The sequence below is a fragment of the Wenzhouxiangella marina genome, assembly GCF_001187785.1.
GTDB classification, from domain to species: Bacteria; Pseudomonadota; Gammaproteobacteria; order Xanthomonadales; family Wenzhouxiangellaceae; genus Wenzhouxiangella; species Wenzhouxiangella marina.
The window spans coordinates 3,568,311-3,591,006 of record NZ_CP012154.1; the positions used below are offsets into that span (position 1 = coordinate 3,568,311).

Annotated in this window: 13 protein-coding genes; 7 read left to right on the top strand and 6 right to left on the bottom strand. The window is 64.9% G+C overall.

Annotated elements, in window-relative coordinates:
* Window positions 1-23: 23 nt before the first annotated feature.
* The 3 genes from WM2015_RS14975 to WM2015_RS16390 all read right to left on the bottom strand — a co-directional run bounded on the left by WM2015_RS14975 (window position 24) and on the right by WM2015_RS16390 (window position 10,409).
* The gene (locus WM2015_RS14975) at window positions 24-467 is read right to left on the bottom strand and encodes a DUF4920 domain-containing protein (protein ID WP_156201286.1); all 444 of its coding nucleotides are present in this window, start codon (window positions 465-467) and stop codon (window positions 24-26) included.
* A gap of 129 nt (window positions 468-596) precedes the next feature.
* Window positions 597-4,727 carry a S8 family serine peptidase gene (locus WM2015_RS14980; protein ID WP_082169798.1) on the bottom strand — a complete coding sequence of 1,377 codons (4,131 nt, stop codon included), beginning with the start codon at window positions 4,725-4,727 and terminating at the stop codon, window positions 597-599.
* Between the two features lie 228 nt (window positions 4,728-4,955).
* A complete protein-coding gene (locus WM2015_RS16390) occupies window positions 4,956-10,409 on the bottom strand; it encodes a choice-of-anchor J domain-containing protein (RefSeq protein ID WP_049726820.1) in 5,454 nt (1,817 codons plus the stop codon).
* Between the two features lie 335 nt (window positions 10,410-10,744).
* On the opposite strand from WM2015_RS16390, the gene WM2015_RS14990 reads away from it, so the two are divergent.
* The gene (locus WM2015_RS14990; RefSeq protein ID WP_049726821.1) at window positions 10,745-12,280 is read left to right on the top strand and encodes a CRTAC1 family protein; all 1,536 of its coding nucleotides are present in this window, start codon (window positions 10,745-10,747) and stop codon (window positions 12,278-12,280) included.
* Window positions 12,281-12,332: 52 nt separating this feature from the next.
* Window positions 12,333-14,288, top strand: a complete 1,956-nt coding sequence (locus WM2015_RS14995) for a vanadium-dependent haloperoxidase (RefSeq protein WP_049726822.1) — start codon at window positions 12,333-12,335, stop codon at window positions 14,286-14,288.
* Here WM2015_RS14995 and WM2015_RS15000 read toward each other — a convergent pair.
* Both WM2015_RS15000 and WM2015_RS15005 read right to left on the bottom strand, forming a co-directional pair.
* Window positions 14,260-15,045, bottom strand: coding sequence for an ABC transporter permease (locus tag WM2015_RS15000; RefSeq protein ID WP_049726823.1), 786 nt, complete (start codon window positions 15,043-15,045; stop codon window positions 14,260-14,262). The two genes, WM2015_RS14995 and WM2015_RS15000, sit on opposite strands and share 29 nt — an antisense overlap.
* A complete protein-coding gene (locus tag WM2015_RS15005) occupies window positions 15,042-15,971 on the bottom strand; it encodes an ABC transporter ATP-binding protein (protein ID WP_049726824.1) in 930 nt (309 codons plus the stop codon). The genes WM2015_RS15000 and WM2015_RS15005 overlap by 4 nt, the downstream gene beginning before the upstream one ends.
* 78 nt (window positions 15,972-16,049) lie before the next feature.
* On the opposite strand from WM2015_RS15005, the gene WM2015_RS15010 reads away from it, so the two are divergent.
* From WM2015_RS15010 to glmS, 5 genes are all read left to right on the top strand, one after another.
* Window positions 16,050-17,510: an alpha/beta hydrolase gene (locus WM2015_RS15010; RefSeq protein WP_082169800.1), complete on the top strand. Its 1,461-nt coding sequence runs from the start codon at window positions 16,050-16,052 to the stop codon at window positions 17,508-17,510.
* Window positions 17,507-18,247 carry an ABC transporter ATP-binding protein gene (locus tag WM2015_RS15015; protein ID WP_049726826.1) on the top strand — a complete coding sequence of 247 codons (741 nt, stop codon included), beginning with the start codon at window positions 17,507-17,509 and terminating at the stop codon, window positions 18,245-18,247. The genes WM2015_RS15010 and WM2015_RS15015 overlap by 4 nt, the downstream gene beginning before the upstream one ends.
* A complete protein-coding gene (locus WM2015_RS15020) occupies window positions 18,244-19,413 on the top strand; it encodes an ABC transporter permease (RefSeq protein WP_049726827.1) in 1,170 nt (389 codons plus the stop codon). Before WM2015_RS15015 ends, WM2015_RS15020 begins: the two co-directional genes overlap by 4 nt.
* Before the next feature lie 67 nt (window positions 19,414-19,480).
* The gene (locus tag WM2015_RS15025; RefSeq protein WP_049726828.1) at window positions 19,481-20,251 is read left to right on the top strand and encodes a DUF1295 domain-containing protein; all 771 of its coding nucleotides are present in this window, start codon (window positions 19,481-19,483) and stop codon (window positions 20,249-20,251) included.
* A 70-nt stretch (window positions 20,252-20,321) separates the two neighbouring features.
* The gene (gene glmS, locus WM2015_RS15030; RefSeq protein WP_049726829.1) at window positions 20,322-22,139 is read left to right on the top strand and encodes a glutamine--fructose-6-phosphate transaminase (isomerizing); all 1,818 of its coding nucleotides are present in this window, start codon (window positions 20,322-20,324) and stop codon (window positions 22,137-22,139) included.
* A 212-nt stretch (window positions 22,140-22,351) separates the two neighbouring features.
* Here glmS and WM2015_RS15985 read toward each other — a convergent pair whose 3' ends face one another.
* On the bottom strand, window positions 22,352-22,495 hold the full coding sequence (locus WM2015_RS15985) for a hypothetical protein (RefSeq protein WP_156201288.1): 144 nt from the start codon (window positions 22,493-22,495) through the stop codon (window positions 22,352-22,354).
* Window positions 22,496-22,696: the final 201 nt, after the last annotated feature.

Here is a 22,696-nt window from a genome sequence, read left to right on the forward strand (position 1 = left end):
CGTATCGTGCCTGCTTCGATCCCTCAGGGCGCGGCCGTCAGGCGCACCCCTTCGGTGATCAGGCGGTACTCGTAGTCCTGCTCCAGCAATGAGGCATCGGCGCCGTCGGCTTCGACCAGGTGCTCGGCATGCTCCCGGCTGACCTCGACGCGCTCCAGCACGCCATGGGCGATGGCCGGACCGCGCGCGTCTTCGGGAATGGCGAAGGCGTGGTCACGCACCTTGATGCGGAGCATCTCGCCGTTGTCCTCGAACACGGCCCAGCATCCGCGATTGGTGCACACGTCGGTGATCCGACCGCTGACGGTCAGGGTCTGGCCATCCAGGGCTTCGACCTGGGCCATCACTTCCGACACGGGCATCGCGACGGCCGATTCATCGCCGGCCTCACCGAACCAATCGGCCGTACCGGCCAGGGCGAACGAGCAGAACAGCAGGCCCAGGGGGGCCAACAGGGTCTTCGACATGATTTCCTCCAATGGTGAATACCGTCATTGTCGCCGGACTCGCAGCGCCAGGCAATAAAAAGGCCCGGCCGACTCGCGTCGACCGGGCCGATCGACGCCCCAGAGACCGGGGCGCCCTGCTGTGACGACTTACTGCTCGAAACGATCGTCGAAGATCTCATCGGTGGCATTCGTGACCTGCATGCTCACCGGAATCACCATCGCGGGGTTGTTCGCATCCCCCGTGGTGACGCACAGGTGCGCTTCATAGGTCCCGACCGCCAGACCGGTGGAATCGAAGTCGATGCTCGCCGTTTCGCTGCCGAAGGCCGGCGCGTTACCGGAAGCCGGGGTCGCGCTCAGCCAGGGCACGACACCCGGGTTGGCGCAGACCGGCGGAACACCCGGGTTGGCGATATCGAAGCTCAGCAGCTCATTGCCATTGGCGATGTTGCCGATCACCGTCGCGGCGCCGGTGCTTGTGTCGACCGTGGTCATCCGGCTATCGCCGCTACCCAGATAGGCAGCCCAATACAGGGTATTGGTGGCGTAGTCGAAGTCCATGTCCTGAGCAAAGTTCGCCGCCAGGCCCGTAGGACCGATCGAGGCCGCCGTTGCATCGGTCTTGTCGATGGCCAGCAGCGCGTCCGGGGTGAGATCCAGGCCGTACATCTGGCCATTGAGATCGATGGCGATCGAAATGACGATGTCACCCGGAATGGTGCCGACCAGATTGGCCGTCTGGGTGCCGGCGTCGATCGTGTACAGGTTGTTGGTGCCCGGTGCCGGCACCTGCACGGCATACAGGGTATCGGTTGTGTAGTCGTACTTCATGCTCGTCCAGGTGCCGGTGCCGGCGCCGGTGATCGACCCGATCGAGGTGAAGGCCCCGGTGGCGACATCGATCGTGCCGAACTCGCTCTCGGCCAGGTCGCCACCGCTCGAGGCGATCGCGTACTTGGTGGTGAAGTCCCCACCGATGAAGGTCGCCGCGTAGACGTTGGTCGGCTGCACCGCGTTGATGAGACTCAGCGTGCCCGGGACCGTCGGATCGAGGGAGACGTAGCCTTCGGCGGTGAAGCCGGTGGTGCTGTAGGCGGTCAGACCGCCAGCGATCTCGAAGGACGAAGCGGCCGTGGACGAGACCCCCGCCCGGGACGGATCGGCCAGCATGCTCGACTCGGGATCGAAGCTGCGACCACCGCTCCAGCTCTGAGCCGGGAAGTGGCCACGCGGATCGCTCGCGACCACGCCTTCGGTCTCGATCATCCAGCTCAGGTCCGCACCACCGTTATCATTGCCGATGGTCAGGTCCATGGAGCCGGTGCCGTTGGTCGGCAGCACGATTCCCATCGGTGCCTCACTGACATCGGCACAAGGTTCGGTGACCCAAAGATCGAAATCGGTCGTCACCGTGTCATTGGCCACGAAGCTCACGCCAGGGGCAGAATCACCCACGTGACCGGCCGGAGCCACGGAAATCGTCACCGGGCTCTCGGTTTCGGAGACGTTGAGCGTGTAGACGCCGGAGCCATTGGTGAAGGTCGACACGGTATTGATCTGACCGGCAACCGTGACTTCGACGTTGCTCACCGTGGCCGGATTGGCGCCACAGTAGCCCAGGCTCTGGACCGTGCCCGTGAGGGTTGCCGCATCCGGACCGCCGCCGATGACTTCCAGCGTCACCGGTACCGCGATGATGCTGGCGTTGGCCGCATCGGAGTTGACGCAGACCTGGGCCTCGTAGATGCCGGCAGCCAGACCGGTGGAATCGACCTGGACCGAGACGACCTGGTCGCCCGATGGGGAAATGACGCCCGAGGTGGTGTCGACCGACAGCCAGCTGATCTCGGTGACGTTCTCGCAGATGATCGCTTCCTTGTGCAGGGTCACGGTGACCGCGGACCAGTTCATCGGGTTACCCGAAGACCAGTCGTGCTCGAAGGCGAAGTTCCAGTCACCGGCGTCAGGCACGGAGGCGAAACTGCCCGAGTGCGAGCTGCTGTAGGTGCCATCGTTCGCCGAACCGGAGCCCTGGAACTCCCAATCGTTGACCGGGCCATCGAAGCCGCCGACATCGAAGTTATCGCTGTTCGGGGCCGTCATGACCATGCGCATATCCGAAGCCCAGTCGCCATTGCCACTGACGCCGGCGACCGTGCCCTGGAACGTGAAGCCCGTGACATTGCCGGTATTGGCCACGCCGCCAGGCACGTCGAAGGCGACCGGATTGGCCGGATCTACGGTGAAGTCGGGAAGACTCAGCACTTCATCGATGGCCACACCGCGAGCATTGGCCGGCAGGCTGTCCGGGGTCGACTCGGTGATGTTCCAGTTCAGATCCTGGGTGCCCGTATTGGAGATGGTCAGCGGGGCAGCATCCGAATCGCCTTCGTTGACGGTGAAGCTCATGCTGCCCGGTGCGATCCCGATCGCGGGACCACCCACGCCGGACACGGCCGCGGTAATGCGCAGATCCGGCGACAGGCCGCCATCTTCAACGAAGGTGATGTCTCCAAAAGCGATGGTGCCGGTCAGATCGGTGCTCGGCGCCAGGGTAATGGTCAGTTCCTGGGTCTCGCCCAGACCACCGTCGAAGGTGAAGCTCGACGGCGAGACATCGATCAGGAAATCACCATCGAAGGCCGCACCGCTGACGGTCCAGCTCGTGGCTGTCGTCAGCGTATTGCGGACCGTACGGGTGAATGAGCAGCTCGGCGTACAGCTCAGGTTGCGCACGTCCGGCGTATTGAGCGTTTTGACGTCACCGCCCGAGCCCGGATTGGCCGCGAGGAAATTGGCGGTGCTTTCGGGCATGACCAGGCCGGAACGGGCGGCGGTGGTCAGGTCGACGCGACCGGAACCGACGTCATCCGGATCCCATGGCGTGGTGCCGTTCTCGATGAAACCGCCGTTGAAGGAGCTCATCTGCATCGCCGACTTGACTTCCGTCGGCGTCCAGCTCGGGTGAATCTGGCGAACCAGCACGGCAGCACCGGCCACATGCGGGCTCGACATCGAGGTCCCGGACAGGAAGGCGTAGCCGTTCGGCACGGCGGCGTAGATCCTCACGCCCGGGCCGGTGATGTTCGGCTTCTGCAGATCCTGCAACGGACTCGGGGTCGGGCCGCGCAGGCTGAAGCCTGCGAGCACGTCACCCTGGGCGGCGCCGCCGGAATCGTTGGTGTCGCGGGTCGATGCCGCCACGCTCATGACCCAGGGGCCACGATGGTTGACCTGGCCGACGGGATTCGGAACCGAGATGCTGGTGTTACCGGCCGAGGCGGCGATGAAGACGCCGGAATCGACGATGTCCAGCTTGTCGCGATCGAAATCGTTCCAGGGGTTGGTGCCGCCGGAGATCGAGTAGTTCATCGAATCGACATCGCCGTGCAACAGGACGCTGTCCAGACCGCCCTGGATATCGGCAGCCCCGCACTGGTTCGTGGAACAGACCTTGTAGGAGCGAATCGAGGCGCAGGGCGCGACGCCCGAGATTTCCGTGAAGCCACCCGGAATGGTCGGGCTGGGCGAGTCGCCGGAGGTCACGCGGTTGCCCGCCACGGTCGACGCCGTATGAGAACCATGGCCATTGGAATCGCTTGGTGCGGGGCCGTTGCAGAGACCGGTGCCGTCGGTGGTCGCACAATCGAGCGAACTCAGCACTTTGTTCGGCGACGTCGTGCCGTGGCCGCAAGCCGGATCGTTGATGAAGGAGGCATGCGGCGAGCCGTCGCTGCCATCGTCGATCCCCGTGTCCAGGATGGCGGCGATCAGGCCGCGGCCTTCGTAGCCGGTGCCGCCCGGCACGGCGGAACCGTCCCAGATCTGATCGGCGCCGATGAAGGTCGGACCGCGATAAGTGGCCAGTTCGTAGACCCGCTCGCGGGCCACGCTGGCGACCTGCGGCATGGCAACCAGCTGGCGTGCCTCCGCTTCGGTCAGGCGCAGGGCCATGCCGCTGCGGCTGGCCAGATAGTAATGGCTGGGCTCGAGCATACGGCCCAGGGTCGCGCTCATACGATCGAGATGATCGGCCTGGATGCGCATCAGCTCGGCCTGCGCGGCCTGCACATGGGGCAGCTCGGCGCTGAACCGCTCGCCGGTGGAGCGCTGACGGTGGCGATCGACGAGCCCGGGCTCGACGAACTGCACCAGATACACGGCGCGGCCTTCGGCGTCGGCAGGAGAGTAGGGCTCGGACGCCTGCACGGAAGCAGCGCCGAAGCCGGCCAGCAGAAAGACGCACGCGGCCAGCAAGGAGACAACAGGATGATGCATGGATTACCTCGGGAACAAGAAAGTGTTGTGCCTGGGTCGGAATCGAATGAATGCGCATCAGTGGCGCAGAGCATCCACCCCCTCTCTTTGTAAATGTAGGCCGGGTGTGAAGCTCGTGTCAAATTCAAGTCTCTTCATGTAAGCCCCTGAAACACCCAAAAAAAGCCCGGCCAATTTGGCCGGGCTCAAAGGTACTGCAATGATTGTTATGACTGATCGGTCAGCGCATCAGAACTCGAAGCGATCCTGGAAGATATCGTCACCCAGGATTTCGAGGCTGAACGGTACCGGAATGATGCCTGCGCCTGCATCGTTGCTGCTGACACAGACGAAGGCTTCGTAGGTACCGGCCATCAGACCGCTGGCATCGACACTCACCGTCACCGGCGAGGTGCCGCCTGCATCGACGGCTCCGAAGAACGGCGCCACCGACAGCCAGGGCACATCAGCCGGGTTGGTGCAGAAGTTCGGCTGGCTGATGCTGACCGTATCGATACCGATGTAGTTGCTGTTGGCACCGGACGGGCCTGCATCGGTCACGAAATAACGGAACGCGAAGCGACCCGAGGTCTGCCCCGGCAGGCCATCAACGCTCACCGTGAACTGCGCCCAGTCATCCGGGTAGTCGCCGCCGAGGTTTTCGTTGATCGACAGCAACAGGGTGTCGAAATCACCGACATCCGTGGCCGAGGCGCCAGCGAAGGTGCTGCTTCCGCTGGTGCTCAAACGGACTTCCAGACGATCCGGGAAGGTGCTGCCGGTCGGGACTCGCGTCCAGAACGTCATCTCCGTACCGTTGGTCAGCTGGATCTCCGGCGTCATCAACCAGTTGCTGATGATGCCCGTGCCACCGGCGGTGTTGTTGAAGTTGGCGCCGATGTAGGCCGTGGTGGCCCCTTCATGCGCCGCGAACACCGTGTCGTTGCCCTGGAACCAGTCGGACGTGCCCAACGGAGCACTCAGGTTCTGCAGCGACCAACCGGCACCGGCCAGCAGACTGATGTCGTCGAAGGCTTCGCTGAAGTTGTCCGTGATCGGACCACCCTGAATGCCTGCATCGACAAACGGCGACTGCTCGCCCAGACGCTCGGTGGCAATGCTTTCGCTGGCGCGATCGCCGCCGGTGTTGTTGATCAACTCACCGGCACCGTCCAGACCATAGGCGTAGGCAATGGCGGCCGGATCGGCTTCCTGGATACCCCAGACCAGCTGAGCACCGCCAAGGCTGTTGTCGATCGTCATGGCGAAGTCAGCAGCGGTGTCACCCGGGCCGAAGACCGCATCGAAGCCTGCCGGCGCCACCTGGGCACACGGTGCCTCGAGCACCAGACCGAAGTCCTGAACGGTCGTGGTGGAACCCGCGATCGCAACGCCCGTGACCGTGTCCGTGATGTGGTTCGGCGCAGACGCCGTGATGTCCAGCGGACCTTCAGCTTCATCCAGGTACAGGCTGTAGAACCCGTTGGCATCGGCGGTCAGGTTGAAGGTGGTAAACGCACCCACCACTTCGACACCGGCGCCGGCGGCCAGGATCGGCGAGGCCTGACAACGGCCCAGACCCTGCACCGTGCCTTCGAGCAGCGCGGCGTTGGCCGGGACGGTGACATCCAGGCTGACCGGCAGCTCGACGCGCGGCGTGACCGGGTCGTTGCTGTTGATGCACAGGGTGGCCTCGTACAGGCCCGGGGCCAGGCCAGTCGCGTCGAAATCGACGTTCACGGAACTGGTGCCCAAAGCAGCCGTGGTACCCGAGGTCGGACTGACCGACACCCAAGGCACGTCACTCGGCGACTCGCAAACCGACGGCGGCGGACCACCACCCAGGGCAGCATCGCAGGCAGCTTGATTGGTGCACTGCAGGGTGATGCCCGGCGGCAGGGTGGTCGGGGTGGCCGAATCGCTCCAGGCCGAGTCGGGTGCCGGGGTGGTGTCGTTGAAGTCCTCGAACCACTCGATATATATCTCACCGGCGCCATTGGCAGCCACAGGAGAACCCAGCGCCACCACACCGCCGGAGCTCAGGGTCTCGACGCCCGACCCATCGGTGTCCGACGGCTGGATTTCCGCACCCAGGCCCAGCGGATCACCGGCGTTGCTGAGAATCGCCATGCGCGACTCACTCAACCAGCTCGGAGAAAACGCTTCGATGGTGACTTCGTAGCCCACACCGATGACCGAGTTACCGGCACCGATGTTCAGGGTGACCGAGGAGTTGGTCGGCGTTCCCAGGCCTTCGAAGACCTCGACGCCGTTCACAGACAGGGTCGGGTTGCCCCTCATGGAGGCCAAAGTCTGAGCTTCTTCGATGCTCCACTCCAGAACCAGATCCGTGCCCAGGTTGCCGATATCGAAGGTCTCGGTGGTGGTCGGATTGAGCACATCCACCGCACCATCGACGGAAGTGGCACTGACGTCGATGGTCGGCAGACCACCGGCAACCGTGACTTCCAGGGTCACGGGCAGCACGAAGACGGGGTTGTTCACGTCAGAGGTTTCGACGCAGACCCTGGCTTCGTAGGTGCCGGTGGCCAGACCGGTGCTGTCCACATTGATGGTCACCTCTTCACTTGCACCAGCTGCCACCGAGCCGCTTGCCGGCGTCACGGACAGCCAGGGCACGTCGGCCGGGGTCAGACAGGCCGAACCACCGGTGCCGAAGCCACGGATGGTCCAGTTGCGATCCGGCAGCAGGGCACCGAGCGGCGCAAAGGTGGCCGCGTTGGCAAACACCGGCGGATCACCGGCCACACCGCCGGGGAAGTTGAAGGCAATCCAGGACTCACCGTTGGCGGTTCCAGGTGCATCGGCCACTCCAGCACGGTACAGCGCCGCGGTGGTGCGGTTGACCACGCCGATCAGCACATCGCCATCGGCGGTGGTGATGTCGACACCTGCAGGCAGGGTCACGGTCTGGAAGTTGACGCCCGCCGTCACGACCTCGCCGACCACGCTGGACACCAGGGTGGCGCCATTGGTCGGATCACGATCCGGGTCGACCCAGACGTGCACATCGAACACATCACCCGGATTGACACCGGCATTGCCGGGTGCAAAGGCCACGTCGACCGTTTCCAGGGTAAACGGAAGGTCGAGCGGACCCGGGGTGAACTGGTTGAACCACAGGATTTCCTGCGTGTCGACACCGACGATCGTGGCAATGCCCGTATCGAGCACCAGATCGACCGGCTGCGGAGGACTGGCTTCACGCGAGCCGCCCAGCACCACGGTGGCCGGAGCCGCTTCTTCGATCGTGTAGGTCAGATCCTCGACCGCCACGCCTTCACCGACGTTGCTGATGTTGAAGCTGGCGCTGCCGGTGGTGTTCTCTTCGAGCAGGATGGTGAACTCCGTCTCATCGATGGCGGCGGCCGCCGGAGCCGACGGCGTGCCTGAAATGGCCGTCGTAAGATGCGCCTGCGGTGCCTGCGCCGTGTCTTCATCGATCAGGATGCGACCGAACTGGATCGCGGAGGTCAGGTCGGTCAGCGGCGACACGTCGATGGTCAGGGTGACCTCTTCGTTGGTATCGCCGGTGAAGCTGAAGCTCGACGGCGTGACTTGAATGTCGAGATCGGGGTTGCCGCTCTCGACCGAGACCGTCCAGCTCGACGCCACGTCCAGAGTGTTACGCAGGGTGCGCGTGAAGCTGCAGCTCGGCGTGCAATCCAGATTACGGACGTCCGGGGTGTTCAGGGTCTTGACGTCACCACCCAGGTTCGGGTCGGCCGCCAGGTAGTTGGCCGTGGACTCATCCATGACCAGACCCGCCAGGGCGGCAGCGGTCAGATCGACGCGGCCATGGCCGACGTCATCGGCGTCCCAGGGCGTGACGCCATCTTCCTTGAAGCCATCACGGAATGCGGTCATCTGCATGGCCGACTTGACTTCCGAAGGCGTCCAGTCCGGGTTGGCCTGGCGAACGAGAATCGCGGCACCGGCCACATGCGGGCTGGACATCGAGGTACCCGACAGGAACGCGTAACCACCCGGAACCGCGGCGAGGATGTTGACACCCGGGCCCGTGATGTTCGGCTTCTGCAGGTCCTGCAGAGGCGAGGCCGTCGGGCCACGCAGGCTGAAGCCGGCCAGGATATCGCCCGCACTCGGAACGACGAAGCCAGCGTCGGCGACCGGGACGGTCACTTCGGCCACGCCACCGGCCAGGGTGGCGATCATGGCGTTGCCGTCATCGGTCGAAATCATGACCGACGGAACCGTGGTGGTCTCGAGGCCGCCCATGACGATGGGGTCGCCAGCGTTGTTGTAGACGATCACGAAGACCGCACCGGCGGCCACCGCGTTGTTGACCTTGTCGGCGAACGCGCAGCCACCGCGGGAGATCAGCGCTGCTTCGCCGGCGAAGGAACCCGCCGCAAAGGCCGCACAGCCTTCCACGTTGCCCGCATCGACGTCACCGGCCCAGCGCAGATCGCCGACGAAATCGACGGTCATTGCCGGACCCGAGCCTTCGATGGCGAACACGCCGGAGGGGCCACCGGCCAGGGAAACGGATTTGCCGATGCGACCGTCATGCGTGCTGGCCGCGACGCTCATGACCCAGGGGCCGCGGTGGTTGACGGCGCCGACCGGGTCGGGGACACCGGCGCTGGTGTTACCGGCAGAGGCGGCGATGAACACACCGGCGTCGACGATGTCGAGCTTGGTGCGATCGAAGTCAGCCCACGGGCTGGCGCCACCGGAAATGGAGTAGTTCATGGAAGCAATCGGACCTTCCGGCGCCGAATTCTGGATCAGCACGCTTTCCAGACCGGCAGCGATGTCGGCACCGCCGCAGCTCTGGCCGCCGTTGGCGCTACAGACGTCGTAGGAACGGATGTGCGCGCAGGGCGCCACGCCGGAAATGGCCGTGAACGGGGCCGGCAGTTCCGGCGACGGCGTGGCGGCATTGGTCACGAAGTTGCCCGCGACCGTGCTGGCCGTGTGCGAACCGTGACCGTTTTCATCCAGACCGTCAGGACCGTTACACAGGCCCGTGCCGTCAGCGCTCGAGCAGTCGAGGAAGCTGATGACCTTGTCCGGAACGCCACCAACGCCATGGCCACAGGCCGGGTCGTTGATGAAGCTCGGGTGGGTGGCAGGGTCGGAGATTCCCGAGTCCAGCACGGCAGCGATCATCAGCTCACCGAGCAGGGGCGAGCCATCCGGCGTGTTCGTGCCGTCCCAGATCGTGCCGGCACCGATGAACTCCGGACCGCGGAACGTCGCGATATCGTACAGGCGCTCACGGTGAAGTGCCTCGACGCCATTCATGCTGGCGACGCGCTCGGCTTCGGCCGGCGTCAGACGAACGGCAATGCCGTTGCGGCTGGTCAGGTAGAAGTGCGAGGGCTCGAGCGTACGGCCCAGCGTCTGGCTCATCAGGCTGACGCGCTGCGCCTGGATGGCCATCAGCTGATCCCGCGCGGCCAGGTTGGCAGGCGCGAAGTAATCGAACTCGGCCTGGGAGCGGCTGTGATGCTGCTCGATCAGACTCGGCTCGGAGAACTGGATCAGATAGGTGAATCGTCCTTGCGCGTCCGCCGGCGAGTAGACGGCATTGACGCTGGACGGATCGATCGTCTGGCTGACCGGGGTATTGGCCATCAGGCCACCGGCTAGCAGAATCAGGCCGAGCGCGACGAGGTGTCGCCCTGCAGCCCAGGGGGAGGAGCTGGAACTCATGATCGTGGTGCCCTCGCTTTCATTAGGGTAAGGGGTTATTGCTGTCGATTCCTCTTTTCGGTGGCGATCCCTCAGCCACTCGATTCTTTTCCGGTCGGTCCGTCTCGGAGCGATCCGGAAATGGAATCGACCCCGGAGTGTACTGGTGGGGTCGCGTGATCGTCAAATCCGCCCGGGCGCGCCGGGCCCTCCGCCGAGCCCCCGTTTTTCGGGGATTCGACGGGAATCTCCTTCACTATTGTTCAGGATGCGTGAATTTCTTGACGGGCCCCTGCTAGCATTCGAGCATGGACAGATTCTCTTTGCCGAGCCCAACGCGCCTTCCGGTTCTCGCTTTGTTCTTTTTCCTGGCCGTGGCGCCAGCACACGCACTCGAATTCGAAGATCGATCACAATCGGCCGGCTTCGAACCCGGTTTCCTCGCCAACGTGCCCGCGGGCGGCATCGCCGTGGCCGACTTCGATCGCAACGGCTACCCGGACCTGTTCGTCACCGGCTACTTCCAGGCCAATCGCCTGTTCTTCAACCAGGGCAGCGGAAGCTTCACCGAAGATCCTGCCGTGAACGCCACGATCGCCGGCAGCGCCTGCAGCAGCGTCGCCGCCGCCGATTACGACAACGACGGCTGGCCGGACGTCTACGTCGGCTGTCGCAACCAGTCCAATCTCCTGCTCCGAAACCTCGCCGGCACCGGCTTCTCGAACGAGATCCATCCGGCGATCGACCACGCACCGACCGGCGTCAACAGTGCCCGCACCGACGCCGTCGCCTGGGGCGACCTGGACGGCAACGGACTCCTCGACCTCTATATCGGCGTCTACCCCACCAGCTCCCTACCCGACCTGAACGATCCGGACAACCTCGACCGCATCGCCTTGCAGCTCGGCAATGGCCAGTGGAACCGGATCAGCACCGCTTTTTCCGGGACGCAGCGGGCGATGCTGGCACGCACCGCCCTGACGCAGGGCTTTTCGGACTTCGATTTCGACGGCCGTCCCGATCTCTATGTCGTCAACGACAAGCTCCAGGGCAACGTGCTCTGGCGTAACGACGGGGCCGGCTGCGACGGCTGGTGCCTGACCGAGCGCTCGGCCCAGTCCGGTCTGGCGCGACCGGTCTACGGCATGGGCCTGGCGATCGGTGACGTCGATCGCGACGGACGCTGGGATTTCTTTTTCTCCAGCATCGACGAGCAGGTCCTGCTGCGCGGTCGGAGCACGGCACCCCTGTTCTTCGAAGAGGACCCGGGCAGCGCGCTCAATGTCCAGGTCGTCGGCTGGGGGACGATCTTCGCCGACTTCGACAACGATGGTTGGGAGGACGCCTTTCTGGCCGCCAATAGCGGCAGCTTTTCCTCGACGCCCAGCATCGATCAGGTCTTTCGCAATCAGGCCGACGGCAGCTTCGTCTCGGCCACCACGGGCAGCGGACTCGACATCCAGCGCCCGACCGAGGCTGCCGCGCGGGTCGATTTCGACAACGACGGCCGACTGGATCTGGTTCTGGGGCACTGGAATCAGCCCGTGGGCTATCGTCTCTATCGCAACATCACGCCGACCAGTGGCCACTGGATCGGTTTCCAGCTCGACGGCGGCAGCGAAGTCAATCGCGATGGGATCGGCGCGCGCATCGTTCTCGATGACGGGACCGGAACGATGCAGATGCGCGAGCGCCGAAGCGGCGAGTCCCGCGGCTCCAGCCACGACCCACGACTGCATTTCGGTCTTGGCCCGAACACGATGCTCAGCGTTCAGGTCCACTGGCCCGACGGCACGCTCCAAACCCTGGAGGGTCTCGCCGTGGACCAGTACCATCTGATCACTCACCCTGGAAGCGAAGGGGTCTTCAACGACCGCTTCCAAGCGCCCTGACCCGCACCCGACATCGGATTTGACCAGACTCGCGACCATGCTCTCCGGACCAATGCCACTTCTCAAGCTCGCGGCGCTCCTGATCGGTCTCGGCGGCGCGACCGCCAGCGCATTACCCGTCAAGCTGCCCTCGGCTGGTGAACCTTTCCAGCTCAGCGCCGACTGCGCCTCGGCTGAATCGGTCGCCCTGGCCTGGAACGAACAACTGCTGGCCGCCATCCGCCTGGATGCGCCAAGACCCACGGTCCATGCCCGCAACCTCTTCCACGTTTCCGCCGCCATGTACGATGCCTGGGCGGCCGCACACCCCGAGGCCTCGCCCGTCTTCCACGACGAGCCGACGATCGAACTCGCTCCGTCCGAACTCCGCGCCGCGATCAGCCATGCCGCCTACCGCGTGCTCGTTCACCGATTTACCGGCTCGCCAGGCGCACCGACCACGCTGCCCCGTCTGCAGACCTGCATGCTGCAACTCGGCCTGGACCCGGGTGACAAGGGTCTCGTGGGCCAGACGCCGGCCGCGCTGGGCAACCGCGTGGCCCAGACCATCATCAGCTTCGGTCTGAGTGATGGTTCGAACGAAAGCGGCGACCACGTCGATGACGGCAGCTATTTCCCAGCCAATGCACCGATGCTGGTTCAGCTCAGCGGCACCGGCGGGATGGCCGATCCCAATGCCTGGCAGCCGCTGATCCCGCCCGGCGCCTTCGGCGTGCAGAGCTTTCTGACGCCCTTCTGGCGTCAGGTGACGCCTTTCGCCATCGTTCGGCCGGGACCGGATCAACCCTATCTGGATCCCGGTCCGCCGCCGCTGCTCGGCGGCGCCGACGATGCCGAGCTCAAGCTGGCCGTGCTGGAACTGATTCAGGCCTCGGCCAGCCTCGACCCGGGGCTGGGCGTGATCATCGATCGATCGCCGGGCGTGGTCGGCAACAATTCGCTCGGCGCCGATGACGGCAGCGGGCATCCGGTCAACCCGGCCACCGGCCAGCCCTACCCGCCCAATCCGATGCTGCTCGGCGACTTCGGCCGGGTCAGCGCCGAATTCTGGGCCGATGGCCCCGCCTCCTCGACTCCGCCTGGCCACTGGAACGAAATCGCCAACGCCGTCGTGCAGCACGCGGACTTCGAGCGTCGCCTGGGCGGTCGCGGACCGATGCTCGACCGTCTGGAGTGGGACGTCAAGATGTACCTGGCCCTCAACGGCGCACTGCACGATGCCGCCATCGCCACCTGGGAAACCAAGCGCCAGTACGACTCCTCGCGGCCGATCAGCCTGATTCGGGAAATGGGCGCCTTCGGTCAGTCCAGCGACCCCGATGGCCTCGCCTACCACCCGCTCGGTCTGCCCCTGGAAGCGGGCCTGGTCGAAGTGATCACCGCCACCTCCGCCGCGCCGGGCGAGCGCCACGCTCACCTGTCCGATCACATCGGCGAGATCGCCGTGCTCGGCTGGCTCGGTCATCCGGCCGACCCGGAAACCCAGATCGGCGGGGTGGGCTGGCTGCGGGCGGTCGACTGGTGGCCCTATCAGGAGCGCAGCTTCGTCACGCCACCCTTCGGAGGTTACACCTCGGGGCACAGCGGCTTCAGCCGAGCGGCGGCCGAGGTGCTGGCCGGATTGAGCGGCTCGACCTGGTTCCCCGGCGGCCTGGCCGGCTACACCGTGGCCGCCGATGGCCCCGGCTACTCGCTGAACTTCGAATACGGCCCCAGCGCGCCCGTCGAACTGCAGTGGGCGACCTACTTCGACGCCGCGGACGAGGCCGGGCAATCACGCATCTGGGGTGGGATTCACCCGGTCTTCGACGACCACAGTGGCCGGATCATCGGCTCGGCGGTCGGTCAGCAGGCCCTGGCCCGGGCCTTCGAGCTGTTCGGGGCACCCGCACCGGCCATGGCGGTGCCGGGGCCCGGCCCCGCAGGCTTGATTCTGCTCGGGATCGGTCTGGCCGGCCTGGCCGGCCGGCGCCTGCGGATCAGCTGCGCAGACCGACGCCGCGCTTGAGCAGGGTCATGCAGATCACGAACAGCACCACGGCGAAGCCGCAGACGATCGCATAGGCCTGCCAAAGGGGGATGTCGCTGATGCCGAGCAGACCGAAGCGGAAGGCCGAGACCATATAGACGATCGGATTGACCAGGGAGAGGTTCTGCCAGAAGCCGGGCAGCAGGCTGACCGAGAAGAACACCCCGCCCAGGTAGGTCAGGGGCTGGAGCACGAAGGTCGGAATGATCGAAATATCATCGAACTTCTGGGCATAGATCGCGTTGATGAACCCGCCCAGGGCGAACACCACCGCCGTCAGGATCAGGATCGAGAAGGTCACGGCCACGTTGTGCATGTGGAAGCCGGAAAACACCCCGGCGATCAGCCAGACCAGGATGCCGACGGCCAGAGCGCGGAACACGGCCCCGGAGACGTAGCCGGCCAGGATGATCCAGGGCGGCAGCGGCGAGACCAGCAGTTCTTCCACGTGGCGACCGAACTTGGCGCCGAAGAAGGAGCTGGTGATGTTGCCGTAGGAGTTGGTGATCACGCTGAGCATGATCAGACCCGGCACGATGAAGTCCATGTAGGGCAGGCCGTTCATCTCGCCGACCCGACGGCCGATGATCGCACCGAAGATCACGAAGTACAGGCTCATCGTGATCACCGGGGGAATCAGGGTCTGGGCCCAGATGCGCAGGATCCGGGTGATTTCCTTGATCAGGATCGTCTGGTAGCCGATCCAGTAACTCTTTGCAGAGACCTGCACGCTCATGCCGCGTCCTCCCGATGATCGAGGTTGGTCAGACGAACGAACAGTTCCTCCAGGCGATTGGCCTTGTTGCGCATCGACACGACCTCCATGCCGTGCTCTTCCAGGACATGGAACAGGCGGTTGAGGCTCTGCGACTTCGGAATGCTGGCCTCCAGGGTGGTCGCATCGCGCTGCACGACCTCGATGCCCTCGATGCTCGGTAACTCGCTTGCAGGCTCACGCAGGTCGAGGACGAAGGTCTCGATGTCGAGCTTTCCGAGCAGGGCCTTGACGCTGGTGTTCTCGACGATCCTGCCCTGATCGATGATGGCGATGTTGCGGCAGAGATTCTCCGCCTCTTCCAGATAGTGCGTGGTCAGGATCACCGTGGTCCCGGCCTCGTTGATCTCCTTGATGAACTTCCACATCGACCGGCGAATCTCGATGTCGACACCGGCGGTCGGCTCATCGAGGATCAGCAGCCGCGGTTCGTGCACCATGGCCCGCGCGATCAGCAGCCGGCGCTTCATGCCGCCGGACAGGCTGCGTGACATGCGGAAGGCCGGGTCCCAGAGACTCAGCTTCTTCAGGTAGTACTCGGCCCGCTCGCGGGCAATCTTCCTGGGTACGCCGTAGTAACCGGCCTGATTGACGACGATGTCGAAGGGCTTCTCGAACTGATTGAAGTTGACTTCCTGGGGCACGAGGCCGATCTCGGCCATGGCCTGGGAGCGGTTCTTCTGCACGCTGGTACCGAACACCCGGGTTTCGCCCGCGCTGGCATTGACCAGGGAGCTGACGATGCCGATCAGGGTCGACTTGCCGGCCCCGTTCGGCCCCAGCAGGGCGAAGAAATCACCCTCTTCGACGCTCAGGTCGACGCCTTTCAGCGCCACCACGCCGTTGCGATAGGTTTTCTGGAGATTCCGTACTTCGAGCGCGTGCATGACGATTGGCCTGTTGGAATTGTCACGAGGGCCGGGCAGAATGGCTGACTCGCGTTGAAGTGAAACATCATTGGGGTAATGACTGTGCGAATCAATCGTAGCGGCTTGCCGCTGGTACTGCTCGGCCTTTTCTGGGCGGTTCCGCTCAGCGCCGCGGAGTTCGATCACCTGGACGCCTGCGAGCTCGGCGGACCCGGCACGCTGAGCGTCTCAGCACGCTGTGGCACGCTCGAGGTCGCCGAGAATCCGGCCGATCCCGAGGGAAGGAAGATCGAACTGCGCTTCGCCGTCGTTCCGGCCCGCGCATCGACGGCCCAGCCCGACCCGGTGTTCTTTCTCGCCGGCGGGCCGGGGCAGTCGGCCGTCGCGGTCGCCCCGATGGTGGCCACCGCCCTGCGGGACATCTACCGCGACCGCGCGATGGTCTTTCTCGATCAGCGCGGCACCGGGGGCTCCAACCCCCTCGACTGCGAGATCGAGCAGGAAGAGCAATGGATCGAGATGGGCTTCGAGGCCATCGACACGGAGCTTCGCCAGTGCATGGACGAGTGGGATGCGGACGTCCGCTTCTACACCACCGCCCAGGCCGTCGACGACGTCGAGCGCCTGCGGCAGCACCTGGGTTTCGATCAGATCAACCTGATCGGCGGCTCCTACGGCACCCGCATGGCCCAGGTCTATCTGCGCAGCTACCCGGAGGCCGTCCGCAGCGTCGTGATCGATGCGGTGGCGCCGACCCGTCTGCGCCTGGGTTCGGAGCACGCACTCAAGCTCGACCAGGCCCTCGATCGCCTGTTCGAGACCTGCTTGCAGTCCGAAGCCTGTGCCGAGCAGTTCCCGGGCGTGGACCAGGCCTTCGACCGGCTGATCCAGCGCTATCGCGAGCAGACCGATTCCTTGACCATCAGCCATCCCCGGACCGGTCTCGGCGTTCCAGTGGAGTTCGGTGACGAGACCCTGGCCAGCTCCCTGCGCTTTCTCGCCTACAACCCGCTGACGCAGATGATCATTCCCTATCTGGTGCACGAAGCGGACAGCACCGGCAGTCCGGCACGCCTGGCCAGCCAGGCGATGATCGTCTCGGACGAAATGTCCAGCCAGATCGCCCTCGGGCTCAACTTCGCGGTCGGCTGCAGCGAGGACTGGCCGGAGTGGCCGCGCGACCTCCCCGTGGAGGACACCCTGCTCGGCAACATGATGCTGGAGTTCTACGACACGGTCTGTGCCTGGTGGCCGGCGGGAGCGGTGGCCGAAGACTTCTTCGAGCCCTTCGATTCGGACAAGCCGATCCTGATCCTGTCCGGTGAGCTGGATCCGGTGACGCCGCCCGAGTACGGCGAGGAGGCCGCCGAGCAGTTCAGCAACAGCCTGCACCTGGTCGGGCCGGGGCTGGGGCATACGGTGATGAGCCACCCCTGCTTCAGCGGCATCATCCGCCAGTTCATCGATTCCGCCTCCCTCGATGACCTGTCGATCGAATGCATCGACACCCTGGGTGCGAATCCCTTCTTCATCGACCTGCTGGGGCCCCGTCCATGATCGAAGCCAAGCAACTCCGCAAGACCTTCAACAAGGGCAAGGTCGTGGCCGTCGACGAGGTCAGCTTCCTGGCCATGGACGGCCAGATCACCGGCCTGCTGGGCCCGAACGGGGCCGGCAAGACCACCACCATGCGCATGCTCTACACCCTGCTGAGCCCGGACAGCGGCTCGATGCGAATCGACGGCATCGACCCCGCGGCCGAGCCCCTGAAGGTCAAGCGAGCGCTGGGCGTGGTGCCCGACTCCCGCGGCCTCTACGATCGCCTGACCGCGCGCGAGAACATCCGCTACTACGGCAAGCTCCAGGGCCTCGACGAGGCGCGTATCGAAGAACGCATCGAGTACTTCGCCAGAGTCCTGGACATGGGCGGCTTCATCGACCGCAAGACCGATGGCTTCTCCCAGGGTCAGCGCGTCAAGGTGGCCATTGCTCGCGCCCTGATCCACGACCCGCGCACGGTGCTGCTCGACGAGCCCTCGAACGGTCTGGACGTGATGACGACCCGGGCCCTGCGCGGCTTCCTCAACGAGCTCAAGCGCGAGGGACGTTGCGTGGTGCTGTCGACCCACATCATGCAGGAGGTGGCCGCACTCTGCGACCGCATCGTCATCATCGCCAAGGGCCGCGTCGCCGCCCAGGGCACGGCCCAGGAGCTGATCGAGCAATCGGGCCAGGCCAACCTGGAAGACGCATTCGTGAAACTGATCGGTAGCGACGAGGGACTGCTCGCATGATGGCTGTCTACATCAAGGAAATGCTCGACAACTTCCGGGATCGCCGGGTGATCATCAATACCCTGATCATCGGCCCGCTGATGGGCCCGGTGATCTTTGCCGCGATGATGACCTTCATGACCCGGCAGACCACCGAGCGCATGGAGGCCACCCTCGAGCTGCCGGTGATCGGCGCCGAACACGCGCCCGAGCTGATTCGCCATCTGGAGCGCCAGGGCGTGGTCATCAAGGACCCGCCGGCCGACCCGGCCGAGGCGATCCGTAGTGAAGAGGAAGAGGTGATCCTGCGCATCACCGAGGACTTCGGCCATGCCTGGCGCGAGGGCCGCCCGGCCCCGGTCGAATTGATGGTCGACCAATCCCTGCGCTACGCCGGGACCACGGTCAGTCGAGTGCGCGCCTACCTCAACGCCTACGGGCGCCAGATCAGTCACCTCCGGCTGCAACTGCGCGGGGTCCACCCGGATCTGACCCGTCCCATCGACATCAGGATCGACGATCTGTCGACGCCCGAATCCCGGGGCGGCATGCTGCTGGCCTTCCTGCCCTACTTCATCCTGATCACGGTCTTCGTCGGCTCGATGCACATGGCCATCGACACGACCGCCGGCGAGCGCGAGCGCAAGTCCCTAGAGCCCCTGCTGATCAACCCGATGCCCCGGTGGCAGATCATGGCCGGCAAGCTGGCCGCGACCACCACCTTCGCCCTGCTGACCCTGGGCCTGGGATTGATCGCCTTCGTCTATGCCATGGGCATGCTGCCGGTGGCCGAAATGGACATGGCGCTCAATCTCGATCTGACGGTCGCGGGACTGGCCTTCGTGCTCGTGGCACCGGCAGCCCTGTTGGCCGCTTCCCTGCTGACGATCCTGGCGGCCTTCGCGAAGAGTTTCCGCGAGGCGCAGAGCTACATGGGCATGGTGATCATCATTCCGATGATCCCGAGCATGTGGATCCTGATCGATCCGACGCGGACCGAGACCTGGATGACCCTGGTGCCCCTGTTGAGCCAGAACGTGCTGATCCTGGACCTGGTTCGGGGCGAGCCCGTCAACACGCTCTGGTTCGCTTTGTCGATCGGCAGCACGGGCCTGCTGGCCCTGATCCTGGCCGGCATCGCCGGCACGCTCTACAACCGACCGCGTTTCATCTTCACCTCCGCCTGACCGCTCCCGGGCCCGCCGATTCCGGCGGGCCCGGAATCCTCACGGGGCCTGGGGCATACTGCGCAGCATGGATCTGTTGATCGCATTGGCCGCCGTGGTCTTGTTGATGATCGGCCTCTGGGCCTGGCAACTTCGCTCGGGCCGAGCCGACTGGGTGGATGCCGCCTGGGCGGCCTGCATCGGGGGCCTGGCCCTGGCCTATGCCCTGCTCGGCGAAGGCGCGGTCGAGAAGCGCCTGCTCGTCGCCCTGGTCACCGGCAGCTGGGCCTTCCGTCTGGCTCGACACCTGGCCGTCCGCCTGGCCGGCCACGATCAGGAAGATGGTCGTTACCAGGCCATGCGTGAGCACTTCGGCACGCGCGCCAACGCCTTCTTCTTCGTCTTCTTCATCGGCCAGGCCCTGATCGCCTGGCTGTTCGCCCTGCCCGCCTGGGTCGTGGCCAACGACCCGGATTCGACCCTGGGGCCGGCCGTGTTTGCCGGCCTGGCCATCTGGGCAATCAGCCTGGGCGGTGAGTCATTGGCCGACCGTCAGCTGGCCGCCTTCAGGAAGGATCCGAGCACTCGCGGGCAGGTCTGTCGGCGGGGCCTCTGGCGCTATTCCCGCCATCCGAACTACTTCTTCGAGTGGCTGCACTGGTTCAGCTACCCGCTGCTTGCCCTGGGCGCTCCGGCCCAATGGCTGACCTGGCTGGGCCCGGTGCTGATGCTGCTGTTCCTGTACCGCCTGACGGGCATCCCGTACACGGAGCAGCAATCGCTGAAGTCCCGCGGCGATGCCTACCGCGAGTATCAGCGGACGACCTCGCCGTTCATCCCCTGGCCGCCCAGAGACTGAACCGGTTCGCCCCATCGTCGACCAAGCGCGCTATCCTAGCGACCACTGATTCAGCAAGGGGCAGGCTCCCATGTGCGGCATCGTCGCGGCCAACGCCGAACGCAACATCATCCCCATCCTGCTCGACGGGCTCAAGCGCCTGGAGTACCGGGGCTACGACTCGGCCGGACTGGCCTGCCTGACCGAGGACGGCGAGCTCTACGACCACACCGAAGTCGGCAAGGTGGCCAAGATGGCTGCAGGCCTGCCCGCCGAACTGAGCAGCCATCTGGGCATCGCGCATACCCGTTGGGCGACCCATGGCGCGCCTTCGCGCGAAAATGCCCACCCGCACCTGTCCGGCCAGCGCGTCGCCGTGGTGCACAACGGCATCATCGAGAATTTCAGCGAACTGCGACAGCAACTCCAGGATCGAGGCTACGAATTCAGCTCGGAAACCGACAGCGAAGTCATCGCCCATCTCATCGATCACGAGCTGACCGCGCACGCCTCGCCTCTGCAGGCCATTCGCCAGGCGCTCAAGCAGCTCGACGGAGCCTATGCGATCGCGGTGATCCTGCACGACTATCCGGACCGGATCTTCGGTGCCCGTCAGGGCAGCCCCCTGGTCGTGGGCGTCGGTGTCGGCGAGAACTTCCTCGCTTCGGATGCCGCGGCGCTGGTGCCCGTCACCCAGCAGATGATGTTTCTCGAGGATGGTGATCTGGTCGAGCTGAAGCGAGCCGAGGCACGCGTCATCCGCATGGATGGAGAGTCCGTCGAGCGCCCGGTGCGAATTTCCAGCCTGCCCTCCGACAGCGCCGATCGTGGCCGCTACCGGCATTTCATGGAAAAGGAAATCCACGAACAGCCGGAAGCGATCGCCACCACCCTGAATGCCCACCTGGATGGCACCCGGATCTGCCCCAGCCTCGACCCGGAACTGCTGGGCCGGGTTCGTGCCATCCATATCCTGGCCTGCGGGACCAGCTACCACGCCGGCCTGGTGGCGCGCTACTGGATCGAACGTCTGGCGCGCGTTCCGGTCAGCGTGGAGATCGCCAGCGAATACCGTTATCGCGAACCCGCGATTCCGGAAGACACCCTGCTGATCGCGATTTCCCAATCCGGGGAAACCGCGGACACCCTGGCCGCCCTGGAACGCGCCGAGCACGCCGGTTATCTCTCCACGCTCGGCATCTGCAACGTGCCCGAAAGCGCCCTCACGCGGCAGTGCGAGAACGTTCTGATGACCCGGGCGGGCCTCGAGATCGGGGTCGCCTCGACCAAGGCCTTCACCACCCAGCTGACCGTGCTGCTGCTGTTCGCCGCCGCCCTGGCAAAGGCCCGCGAGGCCGACCCGGGGATGATTCGTCAGGTTCTCGAAGACCTGGGCCAGGCTTCCCAGCAGGCGCGGGAAGTGCTGGCCATGGACGGCGAGGTCCAGCAGGTCGCCGAAGAGATCGCCTCCAAGGCACACGCCCTGTTCCTGGGCCGGGGTCCCGAGTATCCGATCGCGATGGAAGGGGCGCTGAAGCTGAAGGAGATTTCCTACATCCACGCGGAGGCCTACGCTGCCGGCGAGCTGAAGCATGGACCGCTGGCGCTGGTCGACGACACCCTGCCGGTCATCGTGCCCGCTTCGAGCAATCCCCTGCTGACCAAGCTGATCTCCAATCTGCAGGAAGTGCGGGCACGCGGCGGGATGCTCTACGTGTTCGCGGACCGAGGCGTCAGCCTGGCGCCGGCGCCGGGCATCCGGATGATCCGGGTGCCGGCGCCCCACTCGATCATTTCCCCGATCATTCAGGTGCTGCCACTGCAGTTCCTGGCCTACCACGTGGGGGTTCTCAAGGGGACCGACGTGGACCAGCCGCGCAACCTGGCCAAATCGGTCACGGTGGAATAGGCGGCTCCAGACCATCGTCGGGCCGGTCGGACAGAAAAGAAAACGCCAGTCCCGATCGCTCGGGACTGGCGTTCTGTTCAGGTCTCCCCATGCGGCCGGAGATCGTGGCCCGGGGGCGGATACCCTTTCACCTGCAGGTATCCTATAGGGTTCCCCTTCCCATTCTGGTCGAAGGTCGGCCTCTTGGCGGGCCGATCCCTCTGAATTTCGTATCAGGCGCGGTATTCGCCAACCGACGCGTCGTTCTCGACCTTGCTGTCTTCCTCGGCGTCGAGATCCATCAGCCACTGCATGACCACTTCGTCGGACAGAAGCGCGTTGAACTGGCTGTCGTTGTTGTAGGCAAGCTGTTCCATGATTATCCCTTAGCGTGGTTTACGGTTACGGGTATATACATGCATTAATCATGCCAACCTGAGCTGAGGCCCTGTTTTTCAAGGGGTTGGGAAATTCGTCATCGGTGAGAAGGGACATTTTTTGACACTATTGGTCCGGTGATGACCGTTCAGGGCAGCGCCGATCGACGCTTTTTCGAACCCCCAAAAGACGAACGCGCC

What these genes read in the sequence shown, in the direction of transcription:
- WM2015_RS14975 (WP_156201286.1), bottom strand. Translation starts at nt 467, where the DNA reads ATGTCGAAGACCCTGTTGGCCCCCCTGGGCCTGCTGTTCTGCTCGTTC.
- WM2015_RS14980 (WP_082169798.1), bottom strand. Translation starts at nt 4,727, where the DNA reads ATGCATCATCCTGTTGTCTCCTTGCTGGCCGCGTGCGTCTTTCTGCTG.
- WM2015_RS16390 (WP_049726820.1), bottom strand. Translation starts at nt 10,409, where the DNA reads ATGAGTTCCAGCTCCTCCCCCTGGGCTGCAGGGCGACACCTCGTCGCG.
- WM2015_RS14995 (WP_049726822.1), top strand. Translation starts at nt 12,333, where the DNA reads ATGCCACTTCTCAAGCTCGCGGCGCTCCTGATCGGTCTCGGCGGCGCG.
- WM2015_RS15000 (WP_049726823.1), bottom strand. Translation starts at nt 15,045, where the DNA reads ATGAGCGTGCAGGTCTCTGCAAAGAGTTACTGGATCGGCTACCAGACG.
- WM2015_RS15005 (WP_049726824.1), bottom strand. Translation starts at nt 15,971, where the DNA reads ATGCACGCGCTCGAAGTACGGAATCTCCAGAAAACCTATCGCAACGGC.
- WM2015_RS15010 (WP_082169800.1), top strand. Translation starts at nt 16,050, where the DNA reads ATGACTGTGCGAATCAATCGTAGCGGCTTGCCGCTGGTACTGCTCGGC.
- WM2015_RS15015 (WP_049726826.1), top strand. Translation starts at nt 17,507, where the DNA reads ATGATCGAAGCCAAGCAACTCCGCAAGACCTTCAACAAGGGCAAGGTC.
- WM2015_RS15020 (WP_049726827.1), top strand. Translation starts at nt 18,244, where the DNA reads ATGATGGCTGTCTACATCAAGGAAATGCTCGACAACTTCCGGGATCGC.
- WM2015_RS15025 (WP_049726828.1), top strand. Translation starts at nt 19,481, where the DNA reads ATGGATCTGTTGATCGCATTGGCCGCCGTGGTCTTGTTGATGATCGGC.
- glmS (WP_049726829.1), top strand. Translation starts at nt 20,322, where the DNA reads ATGTGCGGCATCGTCGCGGCCAACGCCGAACGCAACATCATCCCCATC.
- WM2015_RS15985 (WP_156201288.1), bottom strand. Translation starts at nt 22,495, where the DNA reads ATGGAACAGCTTGCCTACAACAACGACAGCCAGTTCAACGCGCTTCTG.